Source organism: Pseudomonas mosselii, from assembly GCF_019823065.1.
GTDB classification, from domain to species: domain Bacteria; phylum Pseudomonadota; class Gammaproteobacteria; order Pseudomonadales; family Pseudomonadaceae; genus Aquipseudomonas; species Aquipseudomonas mosselii.
Genome location: NZ_CP081966.1, coordinates 2,254,584 through 2,279,543 on the forward strand (window position 1 = coordinate 2,254,584; position 24,960 = coordinate 2,279,543).

Genomic DNA, 24,960 nt, shown 5'->3' on the forward strand with positions numbered 1-24,960 from the left:
GCGCACCATGTTGCTGCTGGTTACTAATCGTCGTGACATCACGATGGACTATGTCGTGGCAGAGCTCCGTCGGCGCGGTGAACCTCACATGCGACTGAACACCGAGATGCTCCCGCAGGCGCTGTGTACGATGGCGGGGCATCCGCGTGATGCTTGGTCAATTTCACTGGGCGGGGAGGCTGTCCGGGGTTCTCAGATTTCAGCCGCCTATTTCCGTCGGCCAGGCGCACCATCAGTATCTGACCAGGTAGAGGATGCAGGGGAGCGCGCCTATATCGAGGCAGAGTGGAGCAGCTTTCTCAAAAGCTTGTATTCGCGTTTGGAGGGGCGCTGGCTGAATTCTCCCGCCAAGATCTTCATGGCTGAAGACAAGCCGATGCAGTTGCTGTTGGCCCATGAAATTGGCTTCCATGTCCCCCAAGCTTTGATTACAAACGACATCTCATCGGCTCGGGTTATTACTGAGGGCGGCCAGGCCATTGGCAAGCCGCTTCGCCAAGCTGTGCTCACGGGGGAAACTGAGCGTGTCATCTTCACCTCTCGACTCGGGCAGATTGACGACGACCAGGCCGAAGCCATTGCGTTGACCCCCTTCATTGTCCAGACCGAAGTCCTGAAGCAATACGATGTGCGGGTTACGGTGGTTGGTGAGCGAGTTTTTGCAACGGCGATCTGGTCTCAAGAAAACCCCGAAACTGAAACTGATTGGCGCCAAGGCAGTCGTCCTGATCTACGGCACGAAAAAATTGTTCTCCCTGTACAGGTGCAACGGCAGTGCATCGAGTTAGTGGCTCGCCTTGGTCTGCGCTATGGGGCCATTGACTTGATCTGTGATCGCTCCGGCAAGCTCTGGTTCCTGGAGATAAACCCTAACGGCCAGTGGGCCTGGATTGAGAACCTCACGGGGTATCCAATCGCTTCTGCAATCTGTGATGAGCTGACGGGGAAAGCAGTTGTTCATGCTTAAGCAGCGACTCCAGTGGCTCTGGCCAACCATCATTCCTCTGTCATCCGATGAGCAGCAGGGAGACGATGAGTGGCGTCGTAGCATGGCGTTGTCCGTGCGCGATGGTGATTGGTCTCGAGACAGTGATGTGGTTTTAGAAGAGGCCCGACGACTGTTTGATGCGGAGGTTGATCGACGTAAAGGTGCTGATGCTAAAGCAGGTATCTACCTCGCTGCGATCACGGCACTGATACCGGTTTTGGTGTCACTGATACCCAGCTTGTGGAACGACAAATCAAGCAAGTGGCTGAGCTGTCTTGGTCTGTTTGTATTCGCCTGGGCTGTTGCATATCTGTTGAGGGCAGGGGGCTGGGCGTTCAAAACGCTTAAAGTCGATGGCTTTGATGTGGTGAGTCCATCGGATCTAGCTCGTAGCTGGAAAAAAGGATCACCGAAGGCAGCGTTAGCCAAGGAGCTGTCTCACGCTGTGCTTAACAACTACCCCAAGGTGAATCGGAAGGTAACAGGCATCAAAATGACCCATGAGTTTCTGCTCCGGGCGTTTCTGACTTTCACGATTCTGATGGTTTTGCAGGTGGCGTGGCCGGTAGGAACATGGGTTGTCGGAGAGGCTACGAAGCTGGTCAATCCGGAAGTGATAGCCCCCCTGATCATGTGCTTCTCGTGATACTGCGAAGCGGCTGATTCCGAGTCTGAGCAAAGCAAAAAAATGGCCACCACCCGCGTGGGGGTGATGGCCACATGGCACTGAACTCCGTCAGAACAGTGCCAGCCCGGTCAGCAGGGAAGTGCGGCTAGCAGCCGCAATTTTGAGCCGACCATCTGCCAAGGTAGAACTGGCCCACCTCGGCCTGGACTCGGAGTGATGCTCGACAGGCGACCGCGCAATGGGATCTGCTGTCATGCATCACAAGGTGCTTCAGGGAAGAGTTTGCGTATCAAGGTTTCATAGCTTCCGGATGTTACAGCAGGGCATGTTGGCACGGGAAGGCTCGACCAGCGGGTGGAGAGGTGAACCTATCCTTGGATAGAGTCGAGTTGGTTATTTAAGTGGGTGTTTCGGGGGCATAGTCAACGCTGAGCAGAGGAGTGGCGAGACTTGGGCTTGTCGGCGTAGGTATGACGCCTTGTTTGCTCTCAGGGGTTTGTTGCTTAGGTCTACAATTAAGGAATTTTTGACGTCATGGATCTTGTGCTTTTGCCTTATAACAGTGGCTCCGATCTCCAGAGTCTCTATCACCGAGCGCTGCAGGAATCAGAAGAGCTCTACATCCTTAGTGCGTATCTTACTGAGTGGGACACCAGTGTTAAGCTGGGGGCTCAGTGTAAATCCTTCGCGTTTATCGTAGGGAAAGATTTTGGCATTACTAGGAGAGCGGCCTGTGAGAAGGTTATAGGCTGGCTGCCTCGATCGCGACAGGCGCACTTTCTGGTTGCAGAATTGATTGATGGTTTTCACCCCAAGGCTATGTTCTGGCGCGAACCTGGTGGAAGTTGTCATGCGCTCGTAGGTTCTTCGAACCTCTCGAAAGCAGCATTTGCCACTAATCATGAAATTAATGGACATTCTGAGATATCGAGCTCTGTGTTTGAAGCTGCTAAGACATGGGTTTTCGAAGCAAAAAAATCTTGCGTGATCCTTAACAAGAGTTGGCTGGATGGTTATGTGGAGGCAGTTCAGACTAGAAAGCCTGGTTCGGCTCGAAACACTTCTGACCCAGCGGGACGCGTGTTTAACCTTCGTCTGCCGACAAAGAAATCTATAACTGCTATGGGTTCAATTTTGGATTTTCGCAGAACGCAGATGCTTACGTTTAGAAATCTGAAGAAAGAGTTGCGAGCGCATTTTAATAGTGCGGCTGAGGTACAGGCGCGGTACTGGACACCTAAGAAAAATGAAGCGTTCTATCACGAATTACGTAGGCTCTGGGATTTTGGCGACGGAAGCCGATTCCAGGCCAATGGATGGGAGCGTCAAGGTAAAAGCAGTAATTTCCGCGAGCTATCTGTTTCGCTTATGCGCGTCATCGGAGCCGATCCGCGCCATCGGGACGATGTAGTCATGACTGAAATTGATCGTTTGACAGTGTTGGGGGTTGAAACGCGGAGGTCGGTCTTCACTGAAATGCTGTGCCAGTTTTTTCCTAATGCTTATTACCTTGATAATGAGCCGATTCGGGCCTGGATGACGTTAACCGGATGTGAAAGTCCTTATGGTGCCTCAGCTGGATACAAATATCTTCAAACTGCGCTTCTACTGCGTGCAGCTCTACTCGACGCGCAGAACGGTAGAGGAGGTTACCCAGTCGAAAATCTCGGCGTGCTTGATGCAGTTATCTGGGAGGAGACGAGGAGACGCCGAGCCTTGGCATCCGATTAGCCTTGTCACTGCTCAACGAGCGAGCAGTGCGTGTCGGAAGCGGTTAGCCACCAGTGGCAAGGGGCGGGGCACAGCTGATGATGAGAAATCATCATCAGTTCTTCTAGGTAAGGCTATTCATAGCCGCAACATGATGGATCACCCTGGCATCGGGATGAGCTTCCAGTCGGCTGAGCCGATTTGGTCGGGCGGTGGTTCGGTGCAGATGAACTCTATCACGAACTTCGGCGATGGCCCGTTCCGAGCGGATTACTCCGCCATCCAAATCGGGTACAACAACACGGCTCAGAACTCGCGCGCGGGCATGAAGGCTCTGTCGATGGGCCTGGTCGGTCGGAAACTGGACGAAGAGATTCGCCGTAGGACTGCTCATGGTGTCGACATGTACGTCAACCATGAGAGGCTCGCTCATCCTGATAACCGTCTGGTGCTGTCGAAGACTCACCGTGATGCGCTTGGCATCCCGCACCCTGAAGTGACCTACGACGTGGGTGAGTACGTTCGCAAATCCGCGACGCTGTCTCGCGAGCATTTGAAACGAATTGCCGAGGCGCTCGGCGGTACCGAGATCGAGATGACATCATTCTTCACCCCGAACAACCACATTACTGGCGGCACGATCATGGGGCTTGATCCCAAGGACTCCGTGGTAGATGGCTGGTTGCGGACTCACGACCATCCCAACCTGTTCCTCGCAACTGGTGCTGCGATGGCGGCGGCGGGCACTGTGAACTCGACTCTCACAATGGCTGCTCTGTCTCTCCGGGCAGGGGATGCCATTCTGCGAGATCTGAAGCACGTGTAAGCAGTGTTTTCTAGCGTCTGGTCGTAAAAACGCCCGAAGCCAAGTTGTTGGTTTCGGGCTTTTTTGATTCTGCATTGCAGTTGGTGATTGACCAGTTCCAGGCTTCACCGGGTGCTGGATCACATCCATGCGAACTTCGCTCAACAGCTTTCTATCCCGGCGCTCGCCGACATGGCGTGCGTTAGCGTTTCGGCATTCCACCGGATGTTCAAGCGGCATACCCGAAGCAGTGCTCTCGATTACATCGCCAGGCTCAGGGTTGGACGCGCGTGCGCTTTGTTGATGGAGGGCGGTTCAGTGATTGCCCAGGTTTCTGAAGAGGTCGGCTACACCTCGGTGGCCTTCTTCAACCGGCAATTCAAGGCACTGAAAGGCATGACTCCCACAGAGTTTCGCAAGCTCCATGGTCACCATTTCAAGTGACCGCAGGGCGTACCAATCTCTAAACCTCACTGGCAGGATGAGTCCTGTTATCGGGACGCGGCCGGTGTCTTCAGCACTCATCAGACCACCTCGTCAACCTCCCGCCTCGACTTCAATCTCTGGCATGGCCTGCAATCGTTCGTTCAGCTCAATGAGGGTCTGCTGATGGTCTGCGAAGTTCGGACTCCAATTGACGGGCAGTATGTAGGCCTCTGATTTGCCCATCCTGCGTTCTCGGTCGGAAGACCAAATCTCAACCGAACCGTTGCAGTACATGAGGAATCTGAACTCCTGGAGTAAGATCTCGGACTGAATGTCGCTTCGGCTCTCCCTTCTCGCATTGAGTAAGCCACAGCCCCGAATAGGGTCAAAGATAAGCCGCTCATTTGCGAAATCCATCCAGAACACAAAGAACACTCGACCATTGGCGGAATCAAGCTGTATGCCTAACTTTCCCTCGTCCATGCGACTGGCTGTCATGCGCATGAGACCGAGGTGAACAGCAGTCTGCCCCTTACGCGCTACCACATAGAGTTCGTCAGGGAACTCGTAGTCTCGGCCTTCGGTGAAGGCCCCTCCACGAAGCCCTGCTAGCTGCTCGTCATCAAACAAAGCGCGGAACCCCTCTAGCTCGTAGAGGTGATCTCGTTCGTATGCCGACGGAGGTGTTACACCGAGCCGCTCTTCCATTGCCAGCTCCGCGAGATGGCGCATCAGTGGCTTGTCGAGATGAATTCGCTGGTGGTCGTCCGGATCGTCTGGATCGACGATATCCTCACGCTCGGCGTGGGCGATCGCATGACGTCCTTGTGTGGCCAGGTACTCAGAGATGTTGTCACCCTGCGCTTGCAGCTCTTCACGTCGCGAGATTGCCTCTCTGTCCGTCATGCGAAGCAGGGCCTGCTGAATCCATGGCCCTCGCTCCCGGCCATTGGGAAGAGAGCGTGCAAAGGCCTTGTAGAAGCCTAGGAAGGAGTAAAACGGATTACCCAGTGATAGCCCTTCACGGTAGTAGGCCAGCGCTTTCCGAGCCTCCTCGCTCTGTGGGACATGAAGGTTTTCGCCCGAGAAATACTCGGTATAAGCGTTATTGAGCATCCTACCCACACGGTGGGGGTGACTCCCTCCACCCCACATCACGATGTCTACTTTCTTGCTTTCACGCCAAGCGATAGCCGTCGCCAAGCGCATGACAGCTGCACGGCCCTCGTTAACCGTTAGCCCAAAGCCATTTGCTCGAATCGCGATCGCAGGAAGACTGCGGTGCTGGTCATCGACCACTGCCGGCTGCAGAAGGAAATCAAGGCCCTCGAACCTGACGATTTGAGGACGATTTGGCCAGAAGACTTGGGTCTCTAGTCCACCTACCACCCATTGCCCTCGCTGGTTCTGGTACCGCTCGGCCAGTTCGAAAGGATCGTCGGTTGCCAGCATTGAGGAACTCCTTGTTGGTAAGGGGAATAACCCGTGGGTGGACTACAGTATCGAATTGGGTAACAAACACTTAAACTTAGGCCATTTTCAAAATTTGAAGCTAAAGCCCACTCAAATCAAGAGTGCTCATTGGCCGTTCTTCTGCGAGGGCAGGGTATACGATTAGAAGCCAGTCGATCGGTTTGTCTGGAGGGAATGATCTAGCGAATTCTTGAATTTCCAGGATTTCCGGGTAGTCGAGCGTGGCAGATTTTAGTTTCTCGACAGCTTTGGGAAGTTCGCCGGATTCCCTGTAGCGCTCGGCAAGAGCTAGTTCTAGGCAGGCTTCTAATTTGCGTGGTATTTTTATTTCATATGCTTTGTATCGTTTTTTGAAATAGCCCTCATGGTACTTTATTTGCTCAGTGATAGGCCAGTCGATGGCTTCTCCGGTAGCTATGTGCGTTATGAGGGATTCGATCGATGGTGTATTTATTTTGTCGAAATCTGTCTTCTTTAATTTGGTTTTTGGGTGGTTGGAAGCGTGGGTGATCATTGTGAATATTAAGTATAGGCCGATGAGCGATCTGTGTTGCTCCGGCTTCAGCTGGGCGCGTTGCTTTAAACCCGTTTCAAGTAGGCGCTTCACATCATAAGGTTTTTTGTTTGGGAAATCTTCAAAAAACTGATCTAGGAGGGAAATGTATCCATCAAAATAGAATCTGTAGCTATTTGCTGACAAACCGTCAGTCCTGGATATCCACGTGCTTGGGCACATTCTTGCCCTGATAATGTTTGGGCTTTCTAGGGAATAGTTGTACGGTTCTTTGATGATTTTCTCTTGATTAAGTATGAAGGATTGGATTACTGTTTTCGCTATTCTTCGCAAGCCCCTGATTGTAAATATAAGATCGTCACCTATGTGGACGGCCTCTCTAGAATCCGAGAATGCCAAAAATTCGTTAGGCAGAGGTCTTAGAGTGTGTACATATTTAGAGCGAATGTCATACACATTGCTCAATGCAGTTTCAAAGTCGCGCTTGCCCACAGGTGCGGTTTCGCCAGATGCCTGAGGGGAGAAGTGATCATCAGTAATGTGCTTTTTTATGAATGCTTTGAATCTTTTGCTTGCTGCGACATGCTCTACTTTTACTAGAGTATTTTTGATGATGTCGGCTTGAACGGTGTCAACCCCTTCGAGTGCCTTTTCCAGTGGGCGGCGTTTACGCTCTTCGATGTCAGACCAGTTGCTTTCATACCCATCAAAGTCTTGAACCAGTGTTTCAAGTGACATTACCAGAAGCGTATAAGCCAGGTTTACATCTTCTTCCAGGCGGTGGAGTGCTGCTACATATGTCCGGATGGATTTCATTACGCCTGTAAATTTTGCGCGGGGCAGACCTATTAGATCTTTGGTCAATGCTTGAAATTGTGGGATTAGCCCCTGGTGTACATAGATATCTTCTTCAAAGAATTTTGGTAAAAGTTTCTTTGCTGAGTCGCGGCTGCGGCGGCCGCCTTTGTTTAACAGCCTTTCCGCGACTGTTGAGCTCGGCGTGCAAATGCAGTCCAAAGCGAAAGAGATTATGTCGGCGCAATCGTCGATATATGTATCTATGCCGTTTGAGATTAAAATTCCCGGGCCATTTTCAGTCCCCTCCACCTGTTCTGTAAAATTCCAGCTAATGGCGTTGCCATGGCGAGAGTGAGCCAGAGGGGTGAACGTGCCTATAGCAGTTTCCACGCTCGTATCATGGGGTAAATGAACATTTGTGTAGAGCACGCCCCTAAGCAAATTTGAGCGCGCGGGGTGGGTGAAAAGCTTGCCGCTTGCAACCTGAAGCATAACTACTCCATTAGTGTATGACCCAAGCATCGAGCCTATCAAACTGGAGGGTGTCAGACGAGGTTAAGCCGCCATTTAGGCCGTTCTAAGCCTAGCGAAGTGTTTGATCAGCCTGGCTGGTACCGTAGAAGCCGGGTTGGAAGGCACTTGAGGTATTGAGCTCACAGTGGCGGCTCTATTTTGCACACCGGTTTGCCTTGTTTGGTGATCACCACCGTCCAGCCCAGCTCAACCAGCCGTAGGATACGACGCCATCGGCGCCGGGCCTGGCTAAGGCTAATCATCTGTTCCATGTAACCACCTTACCCAAGGAGCCGGCGTAGCAGGCTTTCAGTCTGGCTTCCGGCATGCTTGCTGCAAAGCTCATCGAGCATGGCGCTGCGCCGCTCACCATTCACTAGGCTTAGGCCGTGAAGAGCATTTACCAGCTTCTGCTGCTCAACCACGCCCTCTTGAACCTGCAGCCACATTGAAGTCACCTGCTTCAAGGTCACGTCGACCGTTACGGCATGGATCTGGGATTCAATTAGCTTGTTTCCGTTCAAAGCTGTCTTCAGCTGCTGAGCTTTCTTCCCAAGCATCTGTAGCTTTTCAGTCAGACGCTCTGCTTGATCGAGTGATGCAGGCAACCCGTCAATGTAAGTCATGTCGTCCTGAACGCAGTAGATCGCCAGCGAACCATCCCCGCCCCCTGTGATGTCCAGGGCGAGGACGTTACCGAGCCTCAACGGACGTGGCACCCACGTATGGCCTGTGCACACTCTCCAGGCTTCCGAGACGCCATCCCGAAAGTGCTTTTTCACCCGCTCTCGCCCCCAAAGCGCCACATCCTCAAAGGCTTGGTTATCCAGTTCTGCCAAGAATTTGGGCCATGTGACTCCTGCTGGCACGTCCGCGTGTACGATCCCAACGATCCCGTTACTGCTTTCGATTTCGATCGCGAGAGGAAGGCTACTCAGCTTATCGATGATCATGCCTTTTGATTCATCAGCGATTGTTGGCCACCAGCCGGCGCCATGAGCTGCATAGCGGGCTAACGGGTTTTCACGGTAAGCGTCGATCAGCATCCGTTCGTGATTGCCTTGGACAGTGTAGAACCAGGGCTCACCCAGAAGCTTCAGGCCGTCCAGCACGCCGGGCCCGCGATCAATAAGGTCACCTACTGCGATCACCCGATCCTTCGTTTTATCGAAGCCTAACGCATGCAAGCCACGGTGCAGATCCATCGTTTTAAAGTGAATGTCGCCGACCACAAAATCCCGGCCAGAGGGGTTGATTGGAAGGCGTAGGATCTTCGAACTCATAAGGGAGGGCCGGCTCCAGTCTTCGCTTGCGGTAAATTCTTGATAAGGCTATTTTCCGCCTAAGCAAGGTTGGGGTCTACAAAAAATGCGCCGTGATTAACGTCCTCCGTAATGATCCCAAAATGGCACATTAACGGCGTTTATAGGGATTAATGATCCCAAACGGGATCATTATGGGAAGCGTTGTACTGGCTGCATTTGCTCACTCTCCGTGTTCAATGATCTCGGCGCTACCCCCAACGCTGTGCTCAACCGGGAGGGGAGGACAGTTGAAAATGCCTCCGAATCCAAGGCTCCCCAGAGTGAGGAGGACTAATCCATGGATGATTTAATGGATGGCGAGCGTCTATTACGGCGGCTGCTTTGGGCGCTCTTCGCAATTCAACCTGGCGATCCAAAGGCGATCCCCTTGCTCCAAGAGTTGGATTTGGTTGAGCGAGATCTGGGAGCGGTCGCTGAGTCATGTAGGCATATCCTCTCCCGCGTGAAGACGTCGACTCGTATCTCAGGACGCGAGATTGTCGACGTGCAGAGTATTCCCACGCCATGGCGCGAGCGATTTGCACAAGCGAGCATCGGCTCTACACGGCTCGCTGCTGGGCCCTACCGGAGTGACCTAGAAAAATTCGTGGAGGAGTGGGAGCGGGAAGTCATTCATATTCGTGCGCACCGGCACGCCATGAGATCTGTCTAAATGGGCTTACGGCAGCTATTCCCGTAGATGGCATTCTCAATTCGTCGTATCAAAGTGAGTTGGAGGAGTTATGGGCCGAGACGGCAGAGACACCGTGTACTGCAACATCCAGATGCCTTTGGCTAAAGGGCGAGATCTCGTGCGACTTGTAACAGAGCTACGAGCTTCGGGGACGCATCCAGACCTCGAATCTGTGTTTGAGGAGATACAAGGCGAGCTCGAAATGTCGATCGAGTTTGTTGAGGAGATGCTGACTGGCGGCAGTGTTGATCAACACCGACATTGAGTGCCATGCGGCTTGCTCATGAACCTGTAACTCAAATTTTGGAATGTAACATCGCGAACGTTACATTCCTGAAAGTACGTTACAAAGGCAGTTGGCCGGGCATTTCACGCCAGAGGAACGACGTGATTTCACACCAATCGCACCTACGGCTTGACAGGGTACGATTCCCGGTTCATCGGGCCAGTACGTCGAGTACGTGCCTGCGGAACACCTTACCGCCGTCGACTCCCAAAGCCAGCCGGTCAAATATGGCTGGTCTAGACGTCGAAATCTGGATTTTGTTTGCGATGCAGCGGTGAGATGAGATCCTTATAGGACTCGCGACTCTGCAGTACCTGGTCGCGAATTTCTTCTGGGTCGATCGACATGCGTCCGTGGGAAGTGACCCTGAGCGTCTTGAGCTGATTGACAGCCTGAATGAACTCCCGCTCCTTCTCTTTCTCAGCTTCTGACCTCTTGTCCGGGAAGGCCCAGTCCCAGATTTGCTCGAGAAATTTCAGCATGTTTGTATCAACCACTTACCGGGAAGGAGCTGATGGTATAGCGGCCAAGCTAGGATGGCCAAGCTCGGTTTCTGCCAGGGCGTTGGGTCACACCCAGTCTAGGAGGACAGGCCGTTAGGGAGGCCAGCAGTGAGGGAGAGCGTGGCTCCAGATGTGGTAATTTCTCTGGTTCAAGCGAGTCAGGTAGACAAAGGAATTCGTGTGGATAGGGATTGGATAAGAGATTTCATTGAGAATTTTTCGTCAGCCACTATCGGTGATATGGACATCCCGGAGCTCATCAGCGAGAAATACCTTCACACGCCCAATCAACTGTTCAAGATCAGAGCCTGCAGTGACCTGGCGCTGGAGAACCTAGCTAAGAAAACTCTCTGGTTGAGCTTAGCCAGTGAGTTCAATGACCCTTACGACACGGCGTTCTGGATTGACTACAAGAAGCTCGCTGCGTGGGAGAAACTCGTTGAGCTAGGTTTCAGCGATGATCAGGTCGTCACCGCACTGGCGTGCGAAGATCCCATTTCATCGGCGGTGGCGCTTGCTTCGGCACAAGAGCCGTGTCTCCTAGACGTTGAGCAATGGCGACACGAAGTAGAGGTGTTGACGTCGAATCACCAGGCTGGGCAGCTCTCGACCCTTATTGATCAGGTCAAAAGCAGCTACAAAATCTGCAGCCTGAGTGAGCGCGTGGATTCAGTGCTGATGTGGAGTCACTATGGCCACAACCATACCGGCTTTGCCATGGAGTACGACTTCACAGGCCTTCATCGAAATCACCTTTCGACTCTCACTCTTTGGCCGGTGGCCTACACAAATAAACTGTTCGACGCCACCCACATCCAAAGAGCTCAACGCTTGGGCAAGGACTACAACGCCCTTTTTGGCATTGCGGCATCATTGTGTAAGGCTGTCGATTGGCGGTATGAGCGGGAGTGGCGCTGGGTGGTTCCTGAAGACGACAGAGAGGTCAAAGGTATCAACGTCGCTGCACCCCTCAAGGCAGTTCATCTCGGGGCCAAGATCTCGGAGGCTGATGCGCTCAAGATCTTGAAGATCTGCAGAGACATCGATATACCAGTTTTCAAGGTCACGCTTGAACGCAATGAGTACAAGATGGTCTCGTTGCCTACCAGCCTGGACGATTGGTGTTCCATGGATGGACGGCAGCAGGGCAACATGCCTTGGTAGTCAAAACCCACGAAAATTAAGGAGAGATCCATGGATGTGAAATGGGAGCCACTGGTGGTTCACAACACTGGGCTGGGCGTGCTTCGAGGCTACCTGACAGAAGAAGGGAAGCTGCTTGTAGAGAACACCTCGGAGGCCAAGCTCGTAGGATTCATGCCAGGCGGGGAGCGCCCAGTGGGTGAGCATCTGAAAAATCCCGATAATGCCCTTATCGTTGCTGGCCCGCAGGGGTTTGCGGGGGAGTGGCTGTATGAAGGCCGGGACAACAAAAACGCAGATGCATTTACCCCTCCGTCCTTCATTTTCACGCTTAGGAGTAAGGGCGCCTGACCAAAGTCAGATACTACCCGCTCCGAGCCACCATCAACACTTAACTATTGATGGTGACGGGAGGTACGTCATCGACGTTCTTTCGCAACGGACGCCCCATACAGGGGCGCTCGACATTCTGGGCTTAGCTATTCAGTGAGCTTGGGCCCGGCTCCAGCCGTGAATGATGTAGTCAACGACCACGATGGCAGCAGCATCGGAGGCGACTCGATGGAAAAGATCATCCTTTCTATCGTCGCCGAAATCGCTGATACCCCGGACGACCAAGACTGGCACGTTTTGTTTCTCGCAGGCATCCACTACACCATATGCCTCCATCTCTGCGACGCAGGCTTTGTCGTGGATCTGTCGCAGCCGTGCGAAGAATTCGGAGTCTCTGATGAGCTTTTCCCCGGACACGATCGTTGCAGTTGAAGCTTTGAATTTTGGTGCAACCTCGCCGGCTGTGGACTCTTTCGGCAAGCTTACACCGAGCGCTTTTGCGCGCTCCTGCAAGCGATCAGAGAGTGATGGAGAGGAGAAGTAAGTGCTGAGATCCTGCAATGTTGCCATGCCAGGCCGTTGCATTTCAGGGCGCGCGGCCAGGACTCCATCTGCCAACGCGGCAGCGCTTTCGTAGTACACAACACGCTCCGATACGATGGCTTCACCCAAGGTCATCTTTCCACGCAGGCCGCCAGCGATGCCCATCATCAGCACTTTTTTCGGTTTCAGCTCGGACAAAAGCTGGGTAGTGATGTTGCCGGCGTTCACATTACCTGCCGAGCCAAGCGACGCGATCGCACACGAAACCGGGCCATCGTGTCTGTCCAGGATCGTCGTCCAATAGTGGATATGGTTCGCAGAGCGCCGATGCGGCGTCTCATCCTGAATCCCACAGGCAAGCTTGGCTGCGGCCAGCTCCACTGACAGAGCAGTCAGAATCAGAACATCTGGAGTCCGAGAGGCTTGTTCAGCTTCCCTTTCTGCCTGGAACAGCTCCACGGTCATATCTGCCAGCTCTTCCAGCGGGAAAATAGGTTCCTGCAAAGACAGTGTCCCCAGTTCCCCTTTCACCTGCTCTCCAGTGATCGGGAACATCGAGAGTGGGTCACTGAAGAATGCCTTATGCAAGCCGATCGCCCCGACACCATCATCGCTGAAGCCTCCGAGCTGCAGATCGAAGGGCAGAACGGGTAGGCGCTTCTTGCGCATTTTGTGCGCTCGGTCGGATACTCCACGGCCTCCACCCATGGCAATCATGGCAGTGGCCACATCGACTTGCTCATCCCCGATGTTGCCGCCGGTCACAAGGTCATCATCGATATAGATGATCTCAGCGAACTTCTTAGCCTGCAGTCGCCGAATGAACATCCGCTGTTCTTCGGACATCTTGTCCGACATCGCTTTGAGAGATGTGACGATCTTCAGCTGGCGTGCCGGCGTGTAATTCGAGGCAAGTGCGCTTGCCTCGTTAGCTACCGTCCAATCGAAGGTCAGCAGGTCACCATCATCATTTTTGGGTTCACCGGCAAGGTACACAACAAGTCCGCCGTTAGCGTCCAAGATGCTTTTGGTGAGCGCCCGGGTGAAGGCGTGGGCCCGATCGACGAATCGCTTCTCCGTTTTGGGAGAGATGCTGCCCGCAATCAAAATGAAATCATTTTCAAGGTTTGCCATCGTGACAATTCCGGTAGCTAAGGTGTTAAGTGTTGGCTGATTTTCTAGGTGTTAATACTGGATGAGGTCTTTGATCTCATCCCTATTCTTCAGAGCCAGCTGGATGACCTCGGGCCTCTGATCGGCTTGGTCTTCATTCAGGTTGAGCTGGAACAGGAGGTACAAGAGAAGGGCTCGGCGACACTTCACGTGCATCTCGCCGTTCTCCATCAGGAAGTCGGACTCGATCAATTTGCGCTGGGCTGGGGTGAGACCGGGGTGCGGGATGAGAATCACATTCACGATGGTGTTCCAGGCGTAGTCTTCGTCATCCCGATCCCGATCTTGCCCCACATATTTGCAGTGTTTGATGCGCGTCAGAGAGAAATCCCGGAAAGCCTTACGCTTGTGGCAGTACGCCCGGACGTGCCAGCGGTTACCGTCATGCACCAAGGCATGAGGAGACAGCATCCGCTCACCGCCTTCAGGGTCTGTCAGGGATTGGTAGAAGACCTCGACAAGTTCTTTCTCGCGAATCGCGCGGAGAATTACCCCAACGATGTCTGCGTTCAGGCGCCGACCCAGCTTGGGCACGGCAGCGACAGGGGATTGCCAGCCCAGAAAGCTGCCGTAGGGGATCTCTGGCTGAACGGCGACGCGCAGCAGATCATCCAGGTAGCGCTCAACTGCGCTGGACGGGAAGACTGCTTTGAATGAATCAGTAGCCCTGTAGACCCTGGCTCGGGTGTCGTACTCGAGGTTGCTCTCAGCGAGTTTCGCGTACTCAGTGATGTCCAGTGACGCCTGGGGTACCGAGATTCCGAAGAAGTCAGTAAGACTGCTGCGGTTGATTTGGCCATCCCACCGCAGTCGATAGTCGATGAATTCCAACCGACGTTCCTGGCCCCAACGTGCTCCTTGCCGTCCCTTGCTGATGGGTTGGTTGTCCGTGGGTTTGGACTCGTTTGTCATGCTCGAACCTCGATAGCGTATAAAAACTAGACTACATCTAAAAACTATGCGTATAGTAATCATACGCTAGCGAGCTGAGGTTCGCAATTTTCCTGGCCGGATTCTTCGGATGGTGCGGGATGGTTGAACTGCAGTGAGCCGTAAGGGCGATTCGGGCCTGGTGCTCGAGTGGCCGCGCCATCTCATCCGTCGGCATGTGGTGTAGCTGCTGGTAGGGATGCTTTGCGACTAACACAACATTCTTAGGAGGGGATGGCACATGCCACTCACCAACACTCAGATCAAGTATTACGACAGTAACGTGCTGCGCCTGCCAAAAGAGAAGCGGGAGACCTACAACGCCCAGGTCGATCGCCTGATCGCAGCGCTGAAGGACAGCCTGAAGAAGCAGGACAAAATCACCATCAAGAAGGTGGTGAAGGCAGGCTCCTTTGCCAAGCACACCATCCTGCGGCCTAACGCTCAGAATCCCGCCGACGTGGACGTGGTTTTCTACATCAGTGGGCAGAAGGTGGATGAAGAGACCTTCGCGACCCTGAGCCAAAAAATCTACGACGCGCTGGTCAACCTGTACCCCAACAAGTCTGTTGAAGACTTCGAAATCCAGCGTAAGGCTGCGAAAGTGACCTTCGTGGGTACCGGGCTCGAGGTGGATATCGTTCCGGTTATCGAGAACCCGAACAAGGAAAACTATGGCTGGCAGTTCGACCGGATTGACGGCTCGAAGACTGAAACCTGCGCACCGTGTCAGGTGAATTTCGTGAAGGTTCGGAAGGATGAGGATCCGGACTTCCGCACCTTGGTTCGCCTGGCTAAGCGCTGGCGTACTTGGAAGGAGGTGCCGCTCAAATCCTTCCACATCGAGCTGATCATGGCCCACGTGCTTGAAGTGAACGGCAAGGCTGGCTCGCTGGAGAAGCGCTTCCGGGACTTCCTGCTGTACATCGTTCAATCCGGGCTCAAGGAGGTCATCAAGTTTCCTGAGAACGGCTGGGTGTCTCAATTCCAGGACGCAGTAGTGATCATCGACCCGGTATCCGACACCAACAACGTCGCGAGCCGCATCACCGAGGATGAGCGCAAGGAAATCGTTCAACTGGCCGAGGAATCGTGGGAAACCGCGCACTTCGCCTCGATGGAGGATGATTTCGAGGTGTGGAAAGAGCTGTTCGGTAAAGGCTTCAAGGTGGAGGACGCAGCATGAGTTCTACCTCTACCCAAACCAGCACCTTCACCACGACTGATATTGAAGCGGTCATGCGGCGTATCACGGCTGACCTCGTGATGATCGCTTCCAGCAGCGGCGCGATCACCGAAGCCGAGGCTCGTCAGTGGGGGCACGACATTGAGGTTCTGGCCAAGTACGGCTACCTCGAGTACGTCGATATCACCTTGTTGAGTTACGGAGTCGAGTACAAGGCTGCGCGATTCTACGTCAATGAGTCTGGCTCGCTTGCGAACCAGCGGCCAGGAAATGCCCTCTGGCCAAGACTCTCGAGCCCGGAACTGCGGATCGTTCTCGGCACCGTTGACGCCTACGATGCGAATGCTCAGGAAAAGATGGCCAGCAAAATGAAGTGCAGTTGGTCGACCAGTTACGCGGACATTTCTCACTCTCAGCTGACCCAGAGTGGTGGGCGTGAATACTCCAGCAATGGCTACGGCATGGAACGTAAGGACTACACCCGATGAGCACTACCTCCGTTTTTGACTCGGCCATTGAGCTGCCGGATATCCAGCTGACTGATCGCGAGAAAGTGTTGCTCGGGTTTGCCGGCCGCTATGAGCGTGTGCAGAACCAACTCCAACTGCTGCTGAACCAAGGTCAGCTGTCCGAGTGGAGCAAGCAGCATCATAAAAGTGTGCTGCCGATCTGCAACCTCGTAGCCGATCAGTACCCCCTAGTGATCTTCCATGGCGACGTCGGTACCGGCAAAACCGCAACAGCGGAGTGCATTGCTAACCGTATCGTCCGGGATTCGCGTGCTGAGGACTCGGTGCTGTTCAAGCTGAGCAACCGCGTTCGTGGTTCCGGTAAGGTCGGCGAGATGGGCACGTTGTTGACCCAGGCCTTCGCAGAGGTTGCTGAGGCTGCAGGTAAGAAGCGCCGGGCAATTCTGATCATCGACGAAGGTGACTCGATTGCGGCCTCCCGATCGCAGAGCCAGAGTCACCACGAAGACAAGGTGGCAGTGAACACCTTGATTCAGGGTGTCGATGAGTTGCGTAAGTATGGCGGTCGCATTGTGGTGATCCTGTGCACCAACCGGCTTTCCGTGCTGGATGCGGCCCTTCGCCGTCGTGCTGCCATCGTTGAAGAGTTCACTCGCCCGGATGCTGCGGAGCGGAAGGAGCTGTTCAGCATGGATTTGGCTGGCATGGGGCTTTCGGACAAACAACTGACCGACCTGGCAACTGTCACCGGTGAGCGCAACGGTCAGCCTGCTTGGACTTACTCTGATATCCGGACTCGCCTGTATCCAATGGCAATGGCGAAAGCGTTTCCGAATCGCCCACTGGACTTCAAGGATCTGACCGAGTCCATTCTTTCGATGCGTCCTTCTCCAGTGATGGAAGATAAGTAATCGACCAGGCGTGTGCACGGTTCAATGATTCGGTGGGGGAGGGGCGAACTGCTCTTGCCCTCATCGAGCCTCGTTTCCGATCATTCCAGGCGTTTTGGTGTCTGCTAATGGACGCTGTGGTTGCCAGCCAGGCAGCTGCTCAAACGGAGTAGTTATGAAAGCCGACAAAGAAATTTTCGTCTCCGTAGATATCGAGGCATCAGGCCCCATCCCGGGCAAGTACAGCATGCTGTCGATCGGCGCGTGCCTCACCTCCAACCCTGAGGAGCAGTTTTCTTGCTACCTGAAGCCGATTTCTGAGGAGTTCGTTCCTGCGGCTCTGGAGGTTACGGGTTTGTCCTTGGATAAGCTGCGCGAGGAGGGGATGGAACCCGCTGAGGCGATGTCACAGTTCAAGGCTTGGGTTGAGTCTCTTGAGGGCGCAGACCAGTCCGTAGTGTTCGTGGGGTTCAATGCATCCTTCGACTGGAGCTTCGTGAATTACTACTTCCACCTGTACCTCGGTGAGAACCCATTTGGCATCGCCGCGTTGGACATCAAGTCGATGTTCTTCGGTACCGCTCAGTGCACCTGGAAATCGACTCGGTCGAGTGAGATCGAAAAAATTGTGAGTCCTGAAAGCTCTGGCAATCACGATGCGTTGGACGATGCCGTGTACCAGGCGGAGCTGTTCAATTTGATTCGAGAGAAGCTGGTAGCTAGTAAGCGGTCATAGGCTTTTCTGGAAGCGCTGCTCGGTACCCTATGGTTACGTTTACTGGCAAAGCTCAACCACTTTCCAGGCTTGCAGAGCCAAAAAGCAAGTGTGGTGACCGGGCGCACCCGAGTGTTACCACGGATTAGGTAGCCTCGGGTGCGAGGGCTTTCAGTGGCTTTTAAAGAAGCCCGGCCTGGTTGTGATACTCGAAAAATTTTCGAATGATTCCAGAAAGCCGGGAGCTGGGTTCGGCTCTCAAAATGCTTCGGCATGCCTTAACAAAGCGATCACCCACATCGCCAAAGTCCTGGTATGCAGCCTTGTGAAGCACGAACTGCATGCTTTGATTGAAGATCATTTCAAGGTTACGACCGTTGGCCTTAGAAATCTCAGCTTGGTACTCAGTTGCCTTGATGTGCTTGAGCAGATGCTCCTCAGCGTCGCCCCACCCTTGGGTCTTGCGGATGTGAGAGCATGCCTCGGCAAGGGTTGTTGTGGAGGACAGGCGCGCATATGCGGCGTTCAACACAGCTTCCACCTCAGGGCGAATCGGCCGAGTGGATGGCCACTGTGGAGGTACTAGCCCGTCGGGATGGGCGGCGTCTAGAGCTGTCGACCAGGAAGATAAAAATTCTTCGCTCAATTCCGGGCCGCCTGTAAGCTCCTCTGACAGATCCATGAGGTAGCTGAGAGTCGGTGGCTCGATAAATTCTGCGCCTGGAACCAAGCTGCGTAGCTCAGCTACCAGACGCTCTGTAGTGAGCTCGGGATACCAGTTGTAATGCTGAATGAACTGCGCGACGCCCTTGCCTGAAATCAGCAGCCTGCTGTCGTGTCGGTAGCGCTCGACCAGATCTTGGACTGCCTGTGTATCCAATAGTCCAGTACGAAGAACCTCAACGACCAGTTTTTCGAACTCACCACAGCTGTAGATACCCAAGTCGCTCAGCAGTGAGTCCCACTGTGCATGCTGAGCATCATCTTCGCTTTCATCTTGATCGCCTTGCCGCGCTCGGATGGCTCTGAGGGTTGCCGATACCGTACCGTTATAATCAAGTAGGTACTCGAATGTAGGGCCATCCGGAAGCGATTTAAAATGAATAGTGCTCAGTAGGACTACTGAGGGGATAACTTTCTCGATAACCTCGGCTGGAAGGGGGCCGTGCCCCTCGAGCAGTCGATTGGCGACGCGGATGATTTTGCAAAGGATTCGAATGTTGGTGACGCCGCAGGTGACTGTGGCCTTCTCCAGTGCTTCCTCCCATTCGGTTTTGATGATGCCTTTGGCTATGCCGAACGCTTCTGCCGGAGATGTGTCGAGCCGTAGCTCCTGATCGATTACCTTTTCTCGGAACTGCTCCCAGATTTTCTTATCCGTCAGCTTATCATCGTTGAGCACGAGCAGTACCCGACATTTGTGAACTTGGACGCACTCATCAATGAAACCGAGAATTTCGTCAATGTGCAGCTTGTCGTGCTTGCGCTCAATGTCATCGATAACAAGGAATTTGTTCTTAAGGAGAGTGGGTAGAATGACAAGGGGGAGGTTGTCCATCGCGTTAAAGCTACGATGTAGTCCCTTAGCTAGCTTAGTGAGCCCTTCGAAAGCTTCAGTAATTTGAGTAGCGACACCCTTGTCAACAAGTCTCGGCATTAGGGCGTAAGCAACCTTCGTCTTCAGGTCATTAACTGAACTCACCCCAAAAAGTGAGATGGCAGCTGCTTTTTTTATCGTCTCGTCTACCGAGGTGTCACGAACCTGCTGCCAAAGGTGCGTCTTGCCTGTGCCCCATTTGCCTGTCAGAGCAATGACTCGATTATCCTGAGAAGCAAGGGTCAGCAACAAATTGTGCTTGCAGCGTTCGATGGTCATCTAAACTCCGAATAATATAATGCGTCCTTGTGTAGTGAGGTGGTGGCGGGCTCAAGAATTTCAAGTGTCTCAAGGCGAAATTTTTTGCAATGATGTGGAGCGTTGAATGTCAGGAGGATTTTATGAGTAACCGAGAAGCGGTTGTGAGCTCGAAAAGCAAGGGGATTTTTAAGGCTGCAAACTGGAAAAAAGAAGGTGACGGTCTTTTGGTGGCGGCAAAGGCACTGAGGCAACAGTGTTTATTGAATAAAGAAGAAGTTATTAAGATTATTGCTGATCAGAGCCCTAGGTCTTCTGAGGTATTTATCAAGGACTCCGCTCTGGCTCGGTCATCAATGTTGCTGCTTGGCTATGCGGTTGAAATGTTCTTGAAGGGCGGGGTGGTCAAACTTTATTCACACTGTCCAGAAGACCTGGTTGAGCGTGTAGTTCGCAAACTCGGACATGACTACGAGTGCATGGCCGAGCGGCTGGATATAAACCTTGAGCCTGATCAGTTAAAGCAATTGAAAGATCTGTCTAGAAGTGTCGTTAACGACGCGCGATACCCAATCACACCTTCACTGGGTACAGACTTTTTCGAACAGACCAACCAAGTCACCCGATTCAACAATCGACAGCCAAACTTTGAGAGCCTAGTAGGGCTGGTCGAGCAGATACGCGATTTCGCTCGGAAGATTGACTCGGACAGTTCCAATCCTGCCTGGTTTCAGCATCGCTGGACAGACTGGGGTTACGTGGTTGCAAGGTCGGGTGGGAACTTGCCTCCTACTATCGTATTTAGACATGAAGATCAACTGGTAGGGTCTGATTTGCGCAGTGCAATCGAAGCAGTGGTAACGCTATCTGCAGACTTTGATTGCTTTCAGATTTACGAGGACAGGGGTAATGGTAGAAGTCGTCGATGCGAGCGGTGGAGTCTGTAGGAGTGAGTGGTATGAGAAGAACTATCCGGCATATAAGTTTGCGCCACACAGGTTTCTCGTGATGGCAATTCTTCTGAGACCGAGACACTCAAAGCTTTTCGTGCTTCAACACTGGGGTCGTGTCTGTCTGGAAAGTTACTAACCGTATTTTGGCGATAAAAATTCGCTCAGAACTACCGTTAGGGGAGTACGGTAGAGGTGGTTTTTCTTATTTTTTGGTGGCAAAACCCTTTAGATAAATTTTGGGGATTTCATAGCTTTGGTGTCTCATGATTTTTTTAATCTCTTCTGCCGAAAGGCTAGAGAGTTCGAGTGCATATGCTTTTGCCACGGCCTGTCTCGATTTGTGGTCGGTCAGCTGATGGAGGTGGTGAAAATATGAGGTTTCTGTATTGTCGTATTTCATTAAATGCCTCCAAGGTGAGGGCTCCATTAAAATGGCTTCATGGTGGGCGCGTCAAGAGGTTTAGGAATTTTTCGTGATCGGTCATATATATTAAGAGTACGCTATAAATGTACTCTTAATAATCGTGATGTTGAGTTTTTGGTTTGACATTTCCCTTGGGATGCTCGGCGCATTGGTGACATTTGCGCTGCCGTCAATTCTTCAAGAAATAGCGGGACTTCCTATTCCCGGCTTGATCTAGCTTCACGTTAGGTGCTTGGTATAGGGGCGAAGAAGAAAGGTGCCACGTGGATAGGCAGCTGGAAATTGGTGAAAATTGACACCTGGCTTTCCAAAAGGTTGGCACTACACGTTGGTGCTCCCTTCGAGAGTCATCGTTGGGCATGGCGCGGCCGGCGGAGCCGGCTGAGTCATTTCTACAGTGGTGAAAATGATTGGGCGACAATGGAAATTGAGCCTGTGGTAGGGACGTCCACAAGGGTCAATAGGCAAGCGTCATGACAGGGCTTCAAGCGCTGCGGGCCTTGAAATAAGGCGCAACTGCTAAGGTGCAACGAATTGCATCTTGTGAGACGGCAAGGCTTCAGAAATGGGGTTTCGTTGGAGGCCGCGAATTATTTGGTGTTGACAGCTGAGGTGGGTGAGGTCATCATGTCGTCCAAGGAAAGGGTAATAGGTTGAACCAGATATAACCGTTCGAATCTCTACGCTTCCGCCACATTCAAAGCCCTGATTTTTCAGGGCTTTTTGCGTTTTTGGGGCTTAGTAAAACTACCCATGGGAACACCCTTGGGAATGGTATTATTTGTCAGCGCTGGCAAAACTTTCCCTATTTGGTGGGTTTCGCCAGAGCTCCAACACGGCGGTAGACCCGTTCGGTGATGTCGCCCTTGGTGTGCCCGAGCAGCAGGCTGGCGTGGTCGATGTCAGTGATTTCCGACGCAGCTTTTGGGCGGATGTCTCGGAACTGGAACTGGCTGATCCGGCCGGCCAGGATCTGGTCACCGGCTGCGACTGCTTCCTTCACAGCTTCCTCCCTGGCATCGTCCCATCGATGGCGAAGCATGGCCGCCGAGACCCGTTTGCCTGAATCAGTCAACAGCAGGTAGGGTGATCCATGGGGTGTGTTCCGCTCCAGAATCTTTCTGATCAGACTGCCCAGGCCACTTTCCACTCCGTCCACCTCGAGCATGATCCGCAGCTTCTTGTTGGTTTTCTTCTGTTTCACACCGAGGGCATTGCCCTCGATGTCGTCCCGCCTCATCACCAGCACGTCCGCCGGCCGCTGGCCCGTCAAATACGCTAAGTCCATGGCGTCCTTCAATTCACAAACCGCTTTCGCGTAAACCGCGCTCCAGATTGCGTCGTTCGCGTAGAAGTCCCGCGGCACCTCCTTATTCTTGCGTACACCCTGGCAGGGGTTCTCCCTGTTGGTCAGGCCCCATTCACGGGCGATGTTGAAGATGTGCGACAGGGTGGCGATCTCTCGGTTTGCCCGGACCGGCGCCGTCCTGGCGTCGCGGTACTTCGCTACGTGAGCGGGCGTGATGCCGTCGATTGGAGCCTTCTCGAAGTAGCTGCGCAACTGGCGTATCTCCGCCAGGTTATCTTTCTGAGTGCGCGGCGCCTTCTTCGGGATGATGTCGCGCTCGTATCGGTCAAAGATCGCACCCATGGTGACCAGGTCCTTGGGTTTCTCTTTGGCTTCCAGCTCGGCCCACTTCAGCCTTGCCAGATTCAGGTCAGTACCCAGCGGTACCGGCTTCCCAGACTTATCCAAGTAGAAGTAGCTGATCCACTCCTTGCCAGGGTTTTTCTTGCTCTTACTAGTGCGCTTGCGTCGATACATGCCGGGCGGCAGGTCACGGTTCTCAGTCTTCCTTGGGCGCATTTCACCTCACCTTCGAAATGTCAGGTGTCCACGCAGGGACTACCGGTGGTGGCGACGCCGTTGGCATTATTCCAAGGCTCACGCCCAGCTTCATGCGGACGTAATGGCGGCCAACCAGTGGGCGCCCGCTGCGGGTTTCAACGAACACCCAGCCACGTTCCTCTAGCCAGCGACGCTGATATCCCCTGGCCTTATAGCCAGTCAGCTCGGCGAGCTCTTCGTCTGAAAGAATCTCGGTTTGCATGTGATGGTCTCCACGCCGCTGATTGCGGCAGGTGTGATTAGTTAACTGGCACTTTCGCCAAGTCGCTGCGCTTGATGACGATGTACCGGTCTTCGCGCTGGAAGGGCGCGCCGGTGTTGTTGGATTGGTTTTCTGTGGGCATGGGGAGACCTTTCGGGTAGATTTCGCTTTCTAAAGGAGGTGGTATGCGCTATCTAAAGAGTTTCTGGGTTTTCGGCACTTTGATTATGCTGCCGGTCATAGCTGCGGCTCTTATCTCTTTTTTCTTGTATAGGTCGCAGTTTGATGGTGAGTTTTCTACCGTATCTAGCCGGTGGTCTGAGTTTGGTGGCTACATTGGGGGAGTTTTGGGGCCGGTAGTTTCTTTTTGCACGTTAATCGCAGTAGTGCGGACTGTGTACCTTCAACGAGAATTACTCGATATCCAGAAATCTGAATTCAGAGAGATTTCCAGTCAGCAGCAAGGCCAACTCGTTCTCGCCAAAGAGGAAATGGAAAGTGCTCGTACAGCGTCATACAAGGAAGTTCAGCTTCGATTGGTTGAAATGCTTATAGAGCAAACTAGGCGGCAGGCAGAGCTTATCCAAGATCATATCCGTAAGCACTCGGAAAATAATCCAATATTCAGGCCCGGTGAGTACTTGGAAAAGCTTTCGAAGAAGCATAATAGCTTAATAAAGCAAGAAGGGGATTTGCGGTTAGTGATGGTTGAACTTTCTGTGACTGACTTCTTATCAATAGAGGAGGTTAGAGCTTTTTTGCGGCCGACTTTGACTGAGTTCTTAAAGCCAAATGGTGAGGCGAGATCATCGTAATTCACGCTCTGCCATTTCGCAGAAGAACGAGCAAGAGGGGATCTTCTCGTTGCGCCTCACCGGGCCATCGCCGAGGTCGCGTAGGGAGAAACGGACGTTGGTGGTTCGGTTGCGGAACAGGTAGGAGCCTTCGCCCAGGTCGTCCTGAATTACGCACAGCGCCTCGAACTGCTCCGGGAAATCTTGCCGGATGGCGCGGAAGTAGCCTTCGCCGCCCTTCACACAGCCTATGCAGTTGGCGTTCTCGTATCCCATCCGGTACATCAGCGGCAGCTCGATGCCTGCGCGCAGCAGGATGGCCTTGCAGTCGTCTTTGCCCAAGCCCCTGTCGATCAGAGGGGCGATAACTGGCCGGTCGGGGTTTCGTTCCCTGAAGTCCTCCAGGCGATCGGCCTCTTCGGCCGTGTAACCGAACACCATTACGTCACCAGGCAGCTTCCATGTGTCGAGCAAGCGACGCTTGAGGATCTTGGTGCACGGCGCCCCGGTACGGCCTTTCATGTAGCGCTCGCGGCGGAAGACCTCATGGGCGTCGGCGCTGTACTTCTCATCACGCAGGACGGTGATCGGCTGGCCGAACCAGGCCTCGCAGTCTTTGGCGAACCGGCGGTTGTCTGCTTCCTCGTTGGCGAGGAATGCGTTGATGATCTGCACGTCGTGCGTGCTGCCGTACTCAGCTAGGGCCAGCTTGGTGGCCACCGCCGAAGCGGCGCCGCAACTGAACTGGCAGACGATCCTGGCGTTCATCGCGGAGCCCTCCAGATCAGGTAGGCCATG

The 24,960-nt window shown here is 53.4% G+C and carries 27 protein-coding genes; 15 read left to right on the forward strand and 12 right to left on the reverse strand.

Annotated elements, in window-relative coordinates; translation table 11 throughout:
- Nucleotides 1-7: 7 nt before the first annotated feature.
- From K5H97_RS10395 to K5H97_RS10415, 5 genes are all read left to right on the forward strand, one after another.
- Entirely contained in the window at nucleotides 8-967 is a 960-nt protein-coding gene (locus K5H97_RS10395; RefSeq protein ID WP_028692357.1) for an MvdC/MvdD family ATP grasp protein, read from the forward strand.
- Nucleotides 960-1,634 (forward strand): hypothetical protein, encoded by a 675-nt coding sequence (locus K5H97_RS10400; protein ID WP_028692356.1) that lies wholly within the window; start codon nucleotides 960-962, stop codon nucleotides 1,632-1,634. Before K5H97_RS10395 ends, K5H97_RS10400 begins: the two co-directional genes overlap by 8 nt.
- A gap of 516 nt (nucleotides 1,635-2,150) precedes the next feature.
- Nucleotides 2,151-3,347, forward strand: a complete 1,197-nt coding sequence (locus K5H97_RS10405; protein WP_155741795.1) for a phospholipase D-like domain-containing protein — start codon at nucleotides 2,151-2,153, stop codon at nucleotides 3,345-3,347.
- 154 nt (nucleotides 3,348-3,501) lie between these two features.
- Entirely contained in the window at nucleotides 3,502-4,152 is a 651-nt protein-coding gene (locus tag K5H97_RS10410; RefSeq protein WP_222578004.1) for a GMC oxidoreductase, read from the forward strand.
- Between the two features lie 111 nt (nucleotides 4,153-4,263).
- On the forward strand, nucleotides 4,264-4,575 hold the full coding sequence (locus tag K5H97_RS10415) for a helix-turn-helix domain-containing protein (RefSeq protein ID WP_028692355.1): 312 nt from the start codon (nucleotides 4,264-4,266) through the stop codon (nucleotides 4,573-4,575).
- Nucleotides 4,576-4,668: 93 nt separating this feature from the next.
- Here the strand turns inward: K5H97_RS10415 and mauJ are convergent, their stop codons facing one another.
- From mauJ to K5H97_RS10430, 4 genes are all read right to left on the reverse strand, one after another.
- Entirely contained in the window at nucleotides 4,669-6,009 is a 1,341-nt protein-coding gene (mauJ, locus tag K5H97_RS10420; protein WP_028692354.1) for a methylamine utilization protein MauJ, read from the reverse strand.
- A 100-nt stretch (nucleotides 6,010-6,109) separates the two neighbouring features.
- The gene (locus K5H97_RS10425; RefSeq protein ID WP_155952722.1) at nucleotides 6,110-7,834 is read right to left on the reverse strand and encodes a hypothetical protein; all 1,725 of its coding nucleotides are present in this window, start codon (nucleotides 7,832-7,834) and stop codon (nucleotides 6,110-6,112) included.
- A gap of 161 nt (nucleotides 7,835-7,995) precedes the next feature.
- Nucleotides 7,996-8,127, reverse strand: coding sequence for a hypothetical protein (locus K5H97_RS29580; protein ID WP_155741794.1), 132 nt, complete (start codon nucleotides 8,125-8,127; stop codon nucleotides 7,996-7,998).
- 9 nt (nucleotides 8,128-8,136) lie between these two features.
- Complete coding sequence (locus tag K5H97_RS10430; RefSeq protein ID WP_028692352.1) at nucleotides 8,137-9,138, reverse strand: metallophosphoesterase; 1,002 nt, start codon at nucleotides 9,136-9,138, stop codon at nucleotides 8,137-8,139.
- A gap of 319 nt (nucleotides 9,139-9,457) precedes the next feature.
- On the opposite strand from K5H97_RS10430, the gene K5H97_RS10435 reads away from it, so the two are divergent.
- Nucleotides 9,458-9,832 carry a hypothetical protein gene (locus K5H97_RS10435; RefSeq protein ID WP_028692351.1) on the forward strand — a complete coding sequence of 125 codons (375 nt, stop codon included), beginning with the start codon at nucleotides 9,458-9,460 and terminating at the stop codon, nucleotides 9,830-9,832.
- Between the two features lie 70 nt (nucleotides 9,833-9,902).
- Nucleotides 9,903-10,118: a hypothetical protein gene (locus K5H97_RS29585; protein ID WP_028692350.1), complete on the forward strand. Its 216-nt coding sequence runs from the start codon at nucleotides 9,903-9,905 to the stop codon at nucleotides 10,116-10,118.
- A 257-nt stretch (nucleotides 10,119-10,375) separates the two neighbouring features.
- Here the strand turns inward: K5H97_RS29585 and K5H97_RS10440 are convergent, their stop codons facing one another.
- On the reverse strand, nucleotides 10,376-10,621 hold the full coding sequence (locus K5H97_RS10440; protein WP_036986654.1) for a hypothetical protein: 246 nt from the start codon (nucleotides 10,619-10,621) through the stop codon (nucleotides 10,376-10,378).
- Nucleotides 10,622-10,750: 129 nt separating this feature from the next.
- On the opposite strand from K5H97_RS10440, the gene K5H97_RS10445 reads away from it, so the two are divergent.
- Nucleotides 10,751-11,806: a DUF2971 domain-containing protein gene (locus K5H97_RS10445; RefSeq protein ID WP_248691166.1), complete on the forward strand. Its 1,056-nt coding sequence runs from the start codon at nucleotides 10,751-10,753 to the stop codon at nucleotides 11,804-11,806.
- Nucleotides 11,807-11,836: 30 nt separating this feature from the next.
- Entirely contained in the window at nucleotides 11,837-12,136 is a 300-nt protein-coding gene (locus tag K5H97_RS10450) for a hypothetical protein (RefSeq protein ID WP_028692348.1), read from the forward strand.
- Between the two features lie 132 nt (nucleotides 12,137-12,268).
- Here the strand turns inward: K5H97_RS10450 and K5H97_RS10455 are convergent, their stop codons facing one another.
- Together K5H97_RS10455 and K5H97_RS10460 are read right to left on the reverse strand one after the other, a co-directional pair.
- Complete coding sequence (locus tag K5H97_RS10455) at nucleotides 12,269-13,795, reverse strand: phosphorylase family protein (RefSeq protein WP_028692347.1); 1,527 nt, start codon at nucleotides 13,793-13,795, stop codon at nucleotides 12,269-12,271.
- 51 nt (nucleotides 13,796-13,846) lie between these two features.
- Entirely contained in the window at nucleotides 13,847-14,665 is an 819-nt protein-coding gene (locus K5H97_RS10460) for a WYL domain-containing protein (RefSeq protein ID WP_081273215.1), read from the reverse strand.
- A 340-nt stretch (nucleotides 14,666-15,005) separates the two neighbouring features.
- On the opposite strand from K5H97_RS10460, the gene K5H97_RS10465 reads away from it, so the two are divergent.
- From K5H97_RS10465 to K5H97_RS10480, 4 genes are all read left to right on the forward strand, one after another.
- Nucleotides 15,006-15,950: a CBASS oligonucleotide cyclase gene (locus tag K5H97_RS10465; RefSeq protein ID WP_028692345.1), complete on the forward strand. Its 945-nt coding sequence runs from the start codon at nucleotides 15,006-15,008 to the stop codon at nucleotides 15,948-15,950.
- Nucleotides 15,947-16,438 (forward strand): HORMA-1 domain-containing protein, encoded by a 492-nt coding sequence (locus K5H97_RS10470; protein ID WP_028692344.1) that lies wholly within the window; start codon nucleotides 15,947-15,949, stop codon nucleotides 16,436-16,438. The genes K5H97_RS10465 and K5H97_RS10470 overlap by 4 nt, the downstream gene beginning before the upstream one ends.
- Nucleotides 16,435-17,331, forward strand: coding sequence for an AAA family ATPase (locus K5H97_RS10475; RefSeq protein ID WP_028692343.1), 897 nt, complete (start codon nucleotides 16,435-16,437; stop codon nucleotides 17,329-17,331). The genes K5H97_RS10470 and K5H97_RS10475 overlap by 4 nt, the downstream gene beginning before the upstream one ends.
- Nucleotides 17,332-17,485: 154 nt before the next feature.
- Nucleotides 17,486-18,046 carry a 3'-5' exonuclease gene (locus K5H97_RS10480; protein WP_028692342.1) on the forward strand — a complete coding sequence of 187 codons (561 nt, stop codon included), beginning with the start codon at nucleotides 17,486-17,488 and terminating at the stop codon, nucleotides 18,044-18,046.
- Nucleotides 18,047-18,206: 160 nt separating this feature from the next.
- Here K5H97_RS10480 and K5H97_RS10485 read toward each other — a convergent pair whose 3' ends face one another.
- Nucleotides 18,207-19,901, reverse strand: a complete 1,695-nt coding sequence (locus K5H97_RS10485) for a P-loop NTPase fold protein (protein ID WP_028692341.1) — start codon at nucleotides 19,899-19,901, stop codon at nucleotides 18,207-18,209.
- Between the two features lie 122 nt (nucleotides 19,902-20,023).
- Here K5H97_RS10485 and K5H97_RS10490 point away from each other — a divergent pair, with 122 nt between their 5' ends.
- Nucleotides 20,024-20,827 carry a hypothetical protein gene (locus K5H97_RS10490; protein ID WP_028692340.1) on the forward strand — a complete coding sequence of 268 codons (804 nt, stop codon included), beginning with the start codon at nucleotides 20,024-20,026 and terminating at the stop codon, nucleotides 20,825-20,827.
- Nucleotides 20,828-21,035: 208 nt separating this feature from the next.
- On the opposite strand, the gene K5H97_RS10495 is transcribed toward K5H97_RS10490, so the two are convergent.
- The 3 genes from K5H97_RS10495 to K5H97_RS10505 form a co-directional block, all read right to left on the reverse strand.
- Complete coding sequence (locus tag K5H97_RS10495) at nucleotides 21,036-21,233, reverse strand: hypothetical protein (protein WP_064491911.1); 198 nt, start codon at nucleotides 21,231-21,233, stop codon at nucleotides 21,036-21,038.
- Nucleotides 21,234-22,062: 829 nt separating this feature from the next.
- The gene (locus tag K5H97_RS10500; RefSeq protein WP_028692339.1) at nucleotides 22,063-23,124 is read right to left on the reverse strand and encodes a tyrosine-type recombinase/integrase; all 1,062 of its coding nucleotides are present in this window, start codon (nucleotides 23,122-23,124) and stop codon (nucleotides 22,063-22,065) included.
- A 1-nt stretch (nucleotide 23,125) separates the two neighbouring features.
- A complete protein-coding gene (locus tag K5H97_RS10505) occupies nucleotides 23,126-23,368 on the reverse strand; it encodes a DUF4224 domain-containing protein (protein WP_036986652.1) in 243 nt (80 codons plus the stop codon).
- Between the two features lie 185 nt (nucleotides 23,369-23,553).
- Between K5H97_RS10505 and K5H97_RS10510 the strand changes: the two genes are divergently transcribed.
- The gene (locus K5H97_RS10510) at nucleotides 23,554-24,183 is read left to right on the forward strand and encodes a hypothetical protein (RefSeq protein ID WP_028692338.1); all 630 of its coding nucleotides are present in this window, start codon (nucleotides 23,554-23,556) and stop codon (nucleotides 24,181-24,183) included.
- Here the strand turns inward: K5H97_RS10510 and K5H97_RS10515 are convergent.
- Complete coding sequence (locus tag K5H97_RS10515) at nucleotides 24,175-24,930, reverse strand: hypothetical protein (RefSeq protein WP_028692337.1); 756 nt, start codon at nucleotides 24,928-24,930, stop codon at nucleotides 24,175-24,177. The genes K5H97_RS10510 and K5H97_RS10515 overlap by 9 nt on opposite strands.
- Between the last annotated feature and the right edge of the window lie 30 nt (nucleotides 24,931-24,960).

Coding starts and splice junctions, on each gene's coding strand:
- K5H97_RS10440 (WP_036986654.1), bottom strand. CDS start 10,621: ATGCTGAAATTTCTCGAGCAAATCTGGGACTGGGCCTTCCCGGACAAG.
- K5H97_RS10510 (WP_028692338.1), top strand. CDS start 23,554: ATGCGCTATCTAAAGAGTTTCTGGGTTTTCGGCACTTTGATTATGCTG.
- K5H97_RS10470 (WP_028692344.1), top strand. CDS start 15,947: ATGAGTTCTACCTCTACCCAAACCAGCACCTTCACCACGACTGATATT.
- K5H97_RS10455 (WP_028692347.1), bottom strand. CDS start 13,795: ATGGCAAACCTTGAAAATGATTTCATTTTGATTGCGGGCAGCATCTCT.
- K5H97_RS10475 (WP_028692343.1), top strand. CDS start 16,435: ATGAGCACTACCTCCGTTTTTGACTCGGCCATTGAGCTGCCGGATATC.
- K5H97_RS10465 (WP_028692345.1), top strand. CDS start 15,006: ATGCCACTCACCAACACTCAGATCAAGTATTACGACAGTAACGTGCTG.
- K5H97_RS10490 (WP_028692340.1), top strand. CDS start 20,024: ATGAGTAACCGAGAAGCGGTTGTGAGCTCGAAAAGCAAGGGGATTTTT.
- K5H97_RS10405 (WP_155741795.1), top strand. CDS start 2,151: ATGGATCTTGTGCTTTTGCCTTATAACAGTGGCTCCGATCTCCAGAGT.
- K5H97_RS10505 (WP_036986652.1), bottom strand. CDS start 23,368: ATGCAAACCGAGATTCTTTCAGACGAAGAGCTCGCCGAGCTGACTGGC.
- K5H97_RS10450 (WP_028692348.1), top strand. CDS start 11,837: ATGGATGTGAAATGGGAGCCACTGGTGGTTCACAACACTGGGCTGGGC.
- K5H97_RS10430 (WP_028692352.1), bottom strand. CDS start 9,138: ATGAGTTCGAAGATCCTACGCCTTCCAATCAACCCCTCTGGCCGGGAT.
- K5H97_RS10500 (WP_028692339.1), bottom strand. CDS start 23,124: ATGCGCCCAAGGAAGACTGAGAACCGTGACCTGCCGCCCGGCATGTAT.
- K5H97_RS29580 (WP_155741794.1), bottom strand. CDS start 8,127: ATGGAACAGATGATTAGCCTTAGCCAGGCCCGGCGCCGATGGCGTCGT.
- K5H97_RS10485 (WP_028692341.1), bottom strand. CDS start 19,901: ATGACCATCGAACGCTGCAAGCACAATTTGTTGCTGACCCTTGCTTCT.
- K5H97_RS29585 (WP_028692350.1), top strand. CDS start 9,903: ATGGGCCGAGACGGCAGAGACACCGTGTACTGCAACATCCAGATGCCT.
- K5H97_RS10435 (WP_028692351.1), top strand. CDS start 9,458: ATGGATGATTTAATGGATGGCGAGCGTCTATTACGGCGGCTGCTTTGG.
- K5H97_RS10395 (WP_028692357.1), top strand. CDS start 8: ATGTTGCTGCTGGTTACTAATCGTCGTGACATCACGATGGACTATGTC.
- K5H97_RS10515 (WP_028692337.1), bottom strand. CDS start 24,930: ATGAACGCCAGGATCGTCTGCCAGTTCAGTTGCGGCGCCGCTTCGGCG.
- K5H97_RS10425 (WP_155952722.1), bottom strand. CDS start 7,834: ATGCTTCAGGTTGCAAGCGGCAAGCTTTTCACCCACCCCGCGCGCTCA.
- K5H97_RS10480 (WP_028692342.1), top strand. CDS start 17,486: ATGAAAGCCGACAAAGAAATTTTCGTCTCCGTAGATATCGAGGCATCA.
- K5H97_RS10495 (WP_064491911.1), bottom strand. CDS start 21,233: ATGAAATACGACAATACAGAAACCTCATATTTTCACCACCTCCATCAG.
- K5H97_RS10400 (WP_028692356.1), top strand. CDS start 960: ATGCTTAAGCAGCGACTCCAGTGGCTCTGGCCAACCATCATTCCTCTG.
- mauJ (WP_028692354.1), bottom strand. CDS start 6,009: ATGCTGGCAACCGACGATCCTTTCGAACTGGCCGAGCGGTACCAGAAC.
- K5H97_RS10410 (WP_222578004.1), top strand. CDS start 3,502: ATGAGCTTCCAGTCGGCTGAGCCGATTTGGTCGGGCGGTGGTTCGGTG.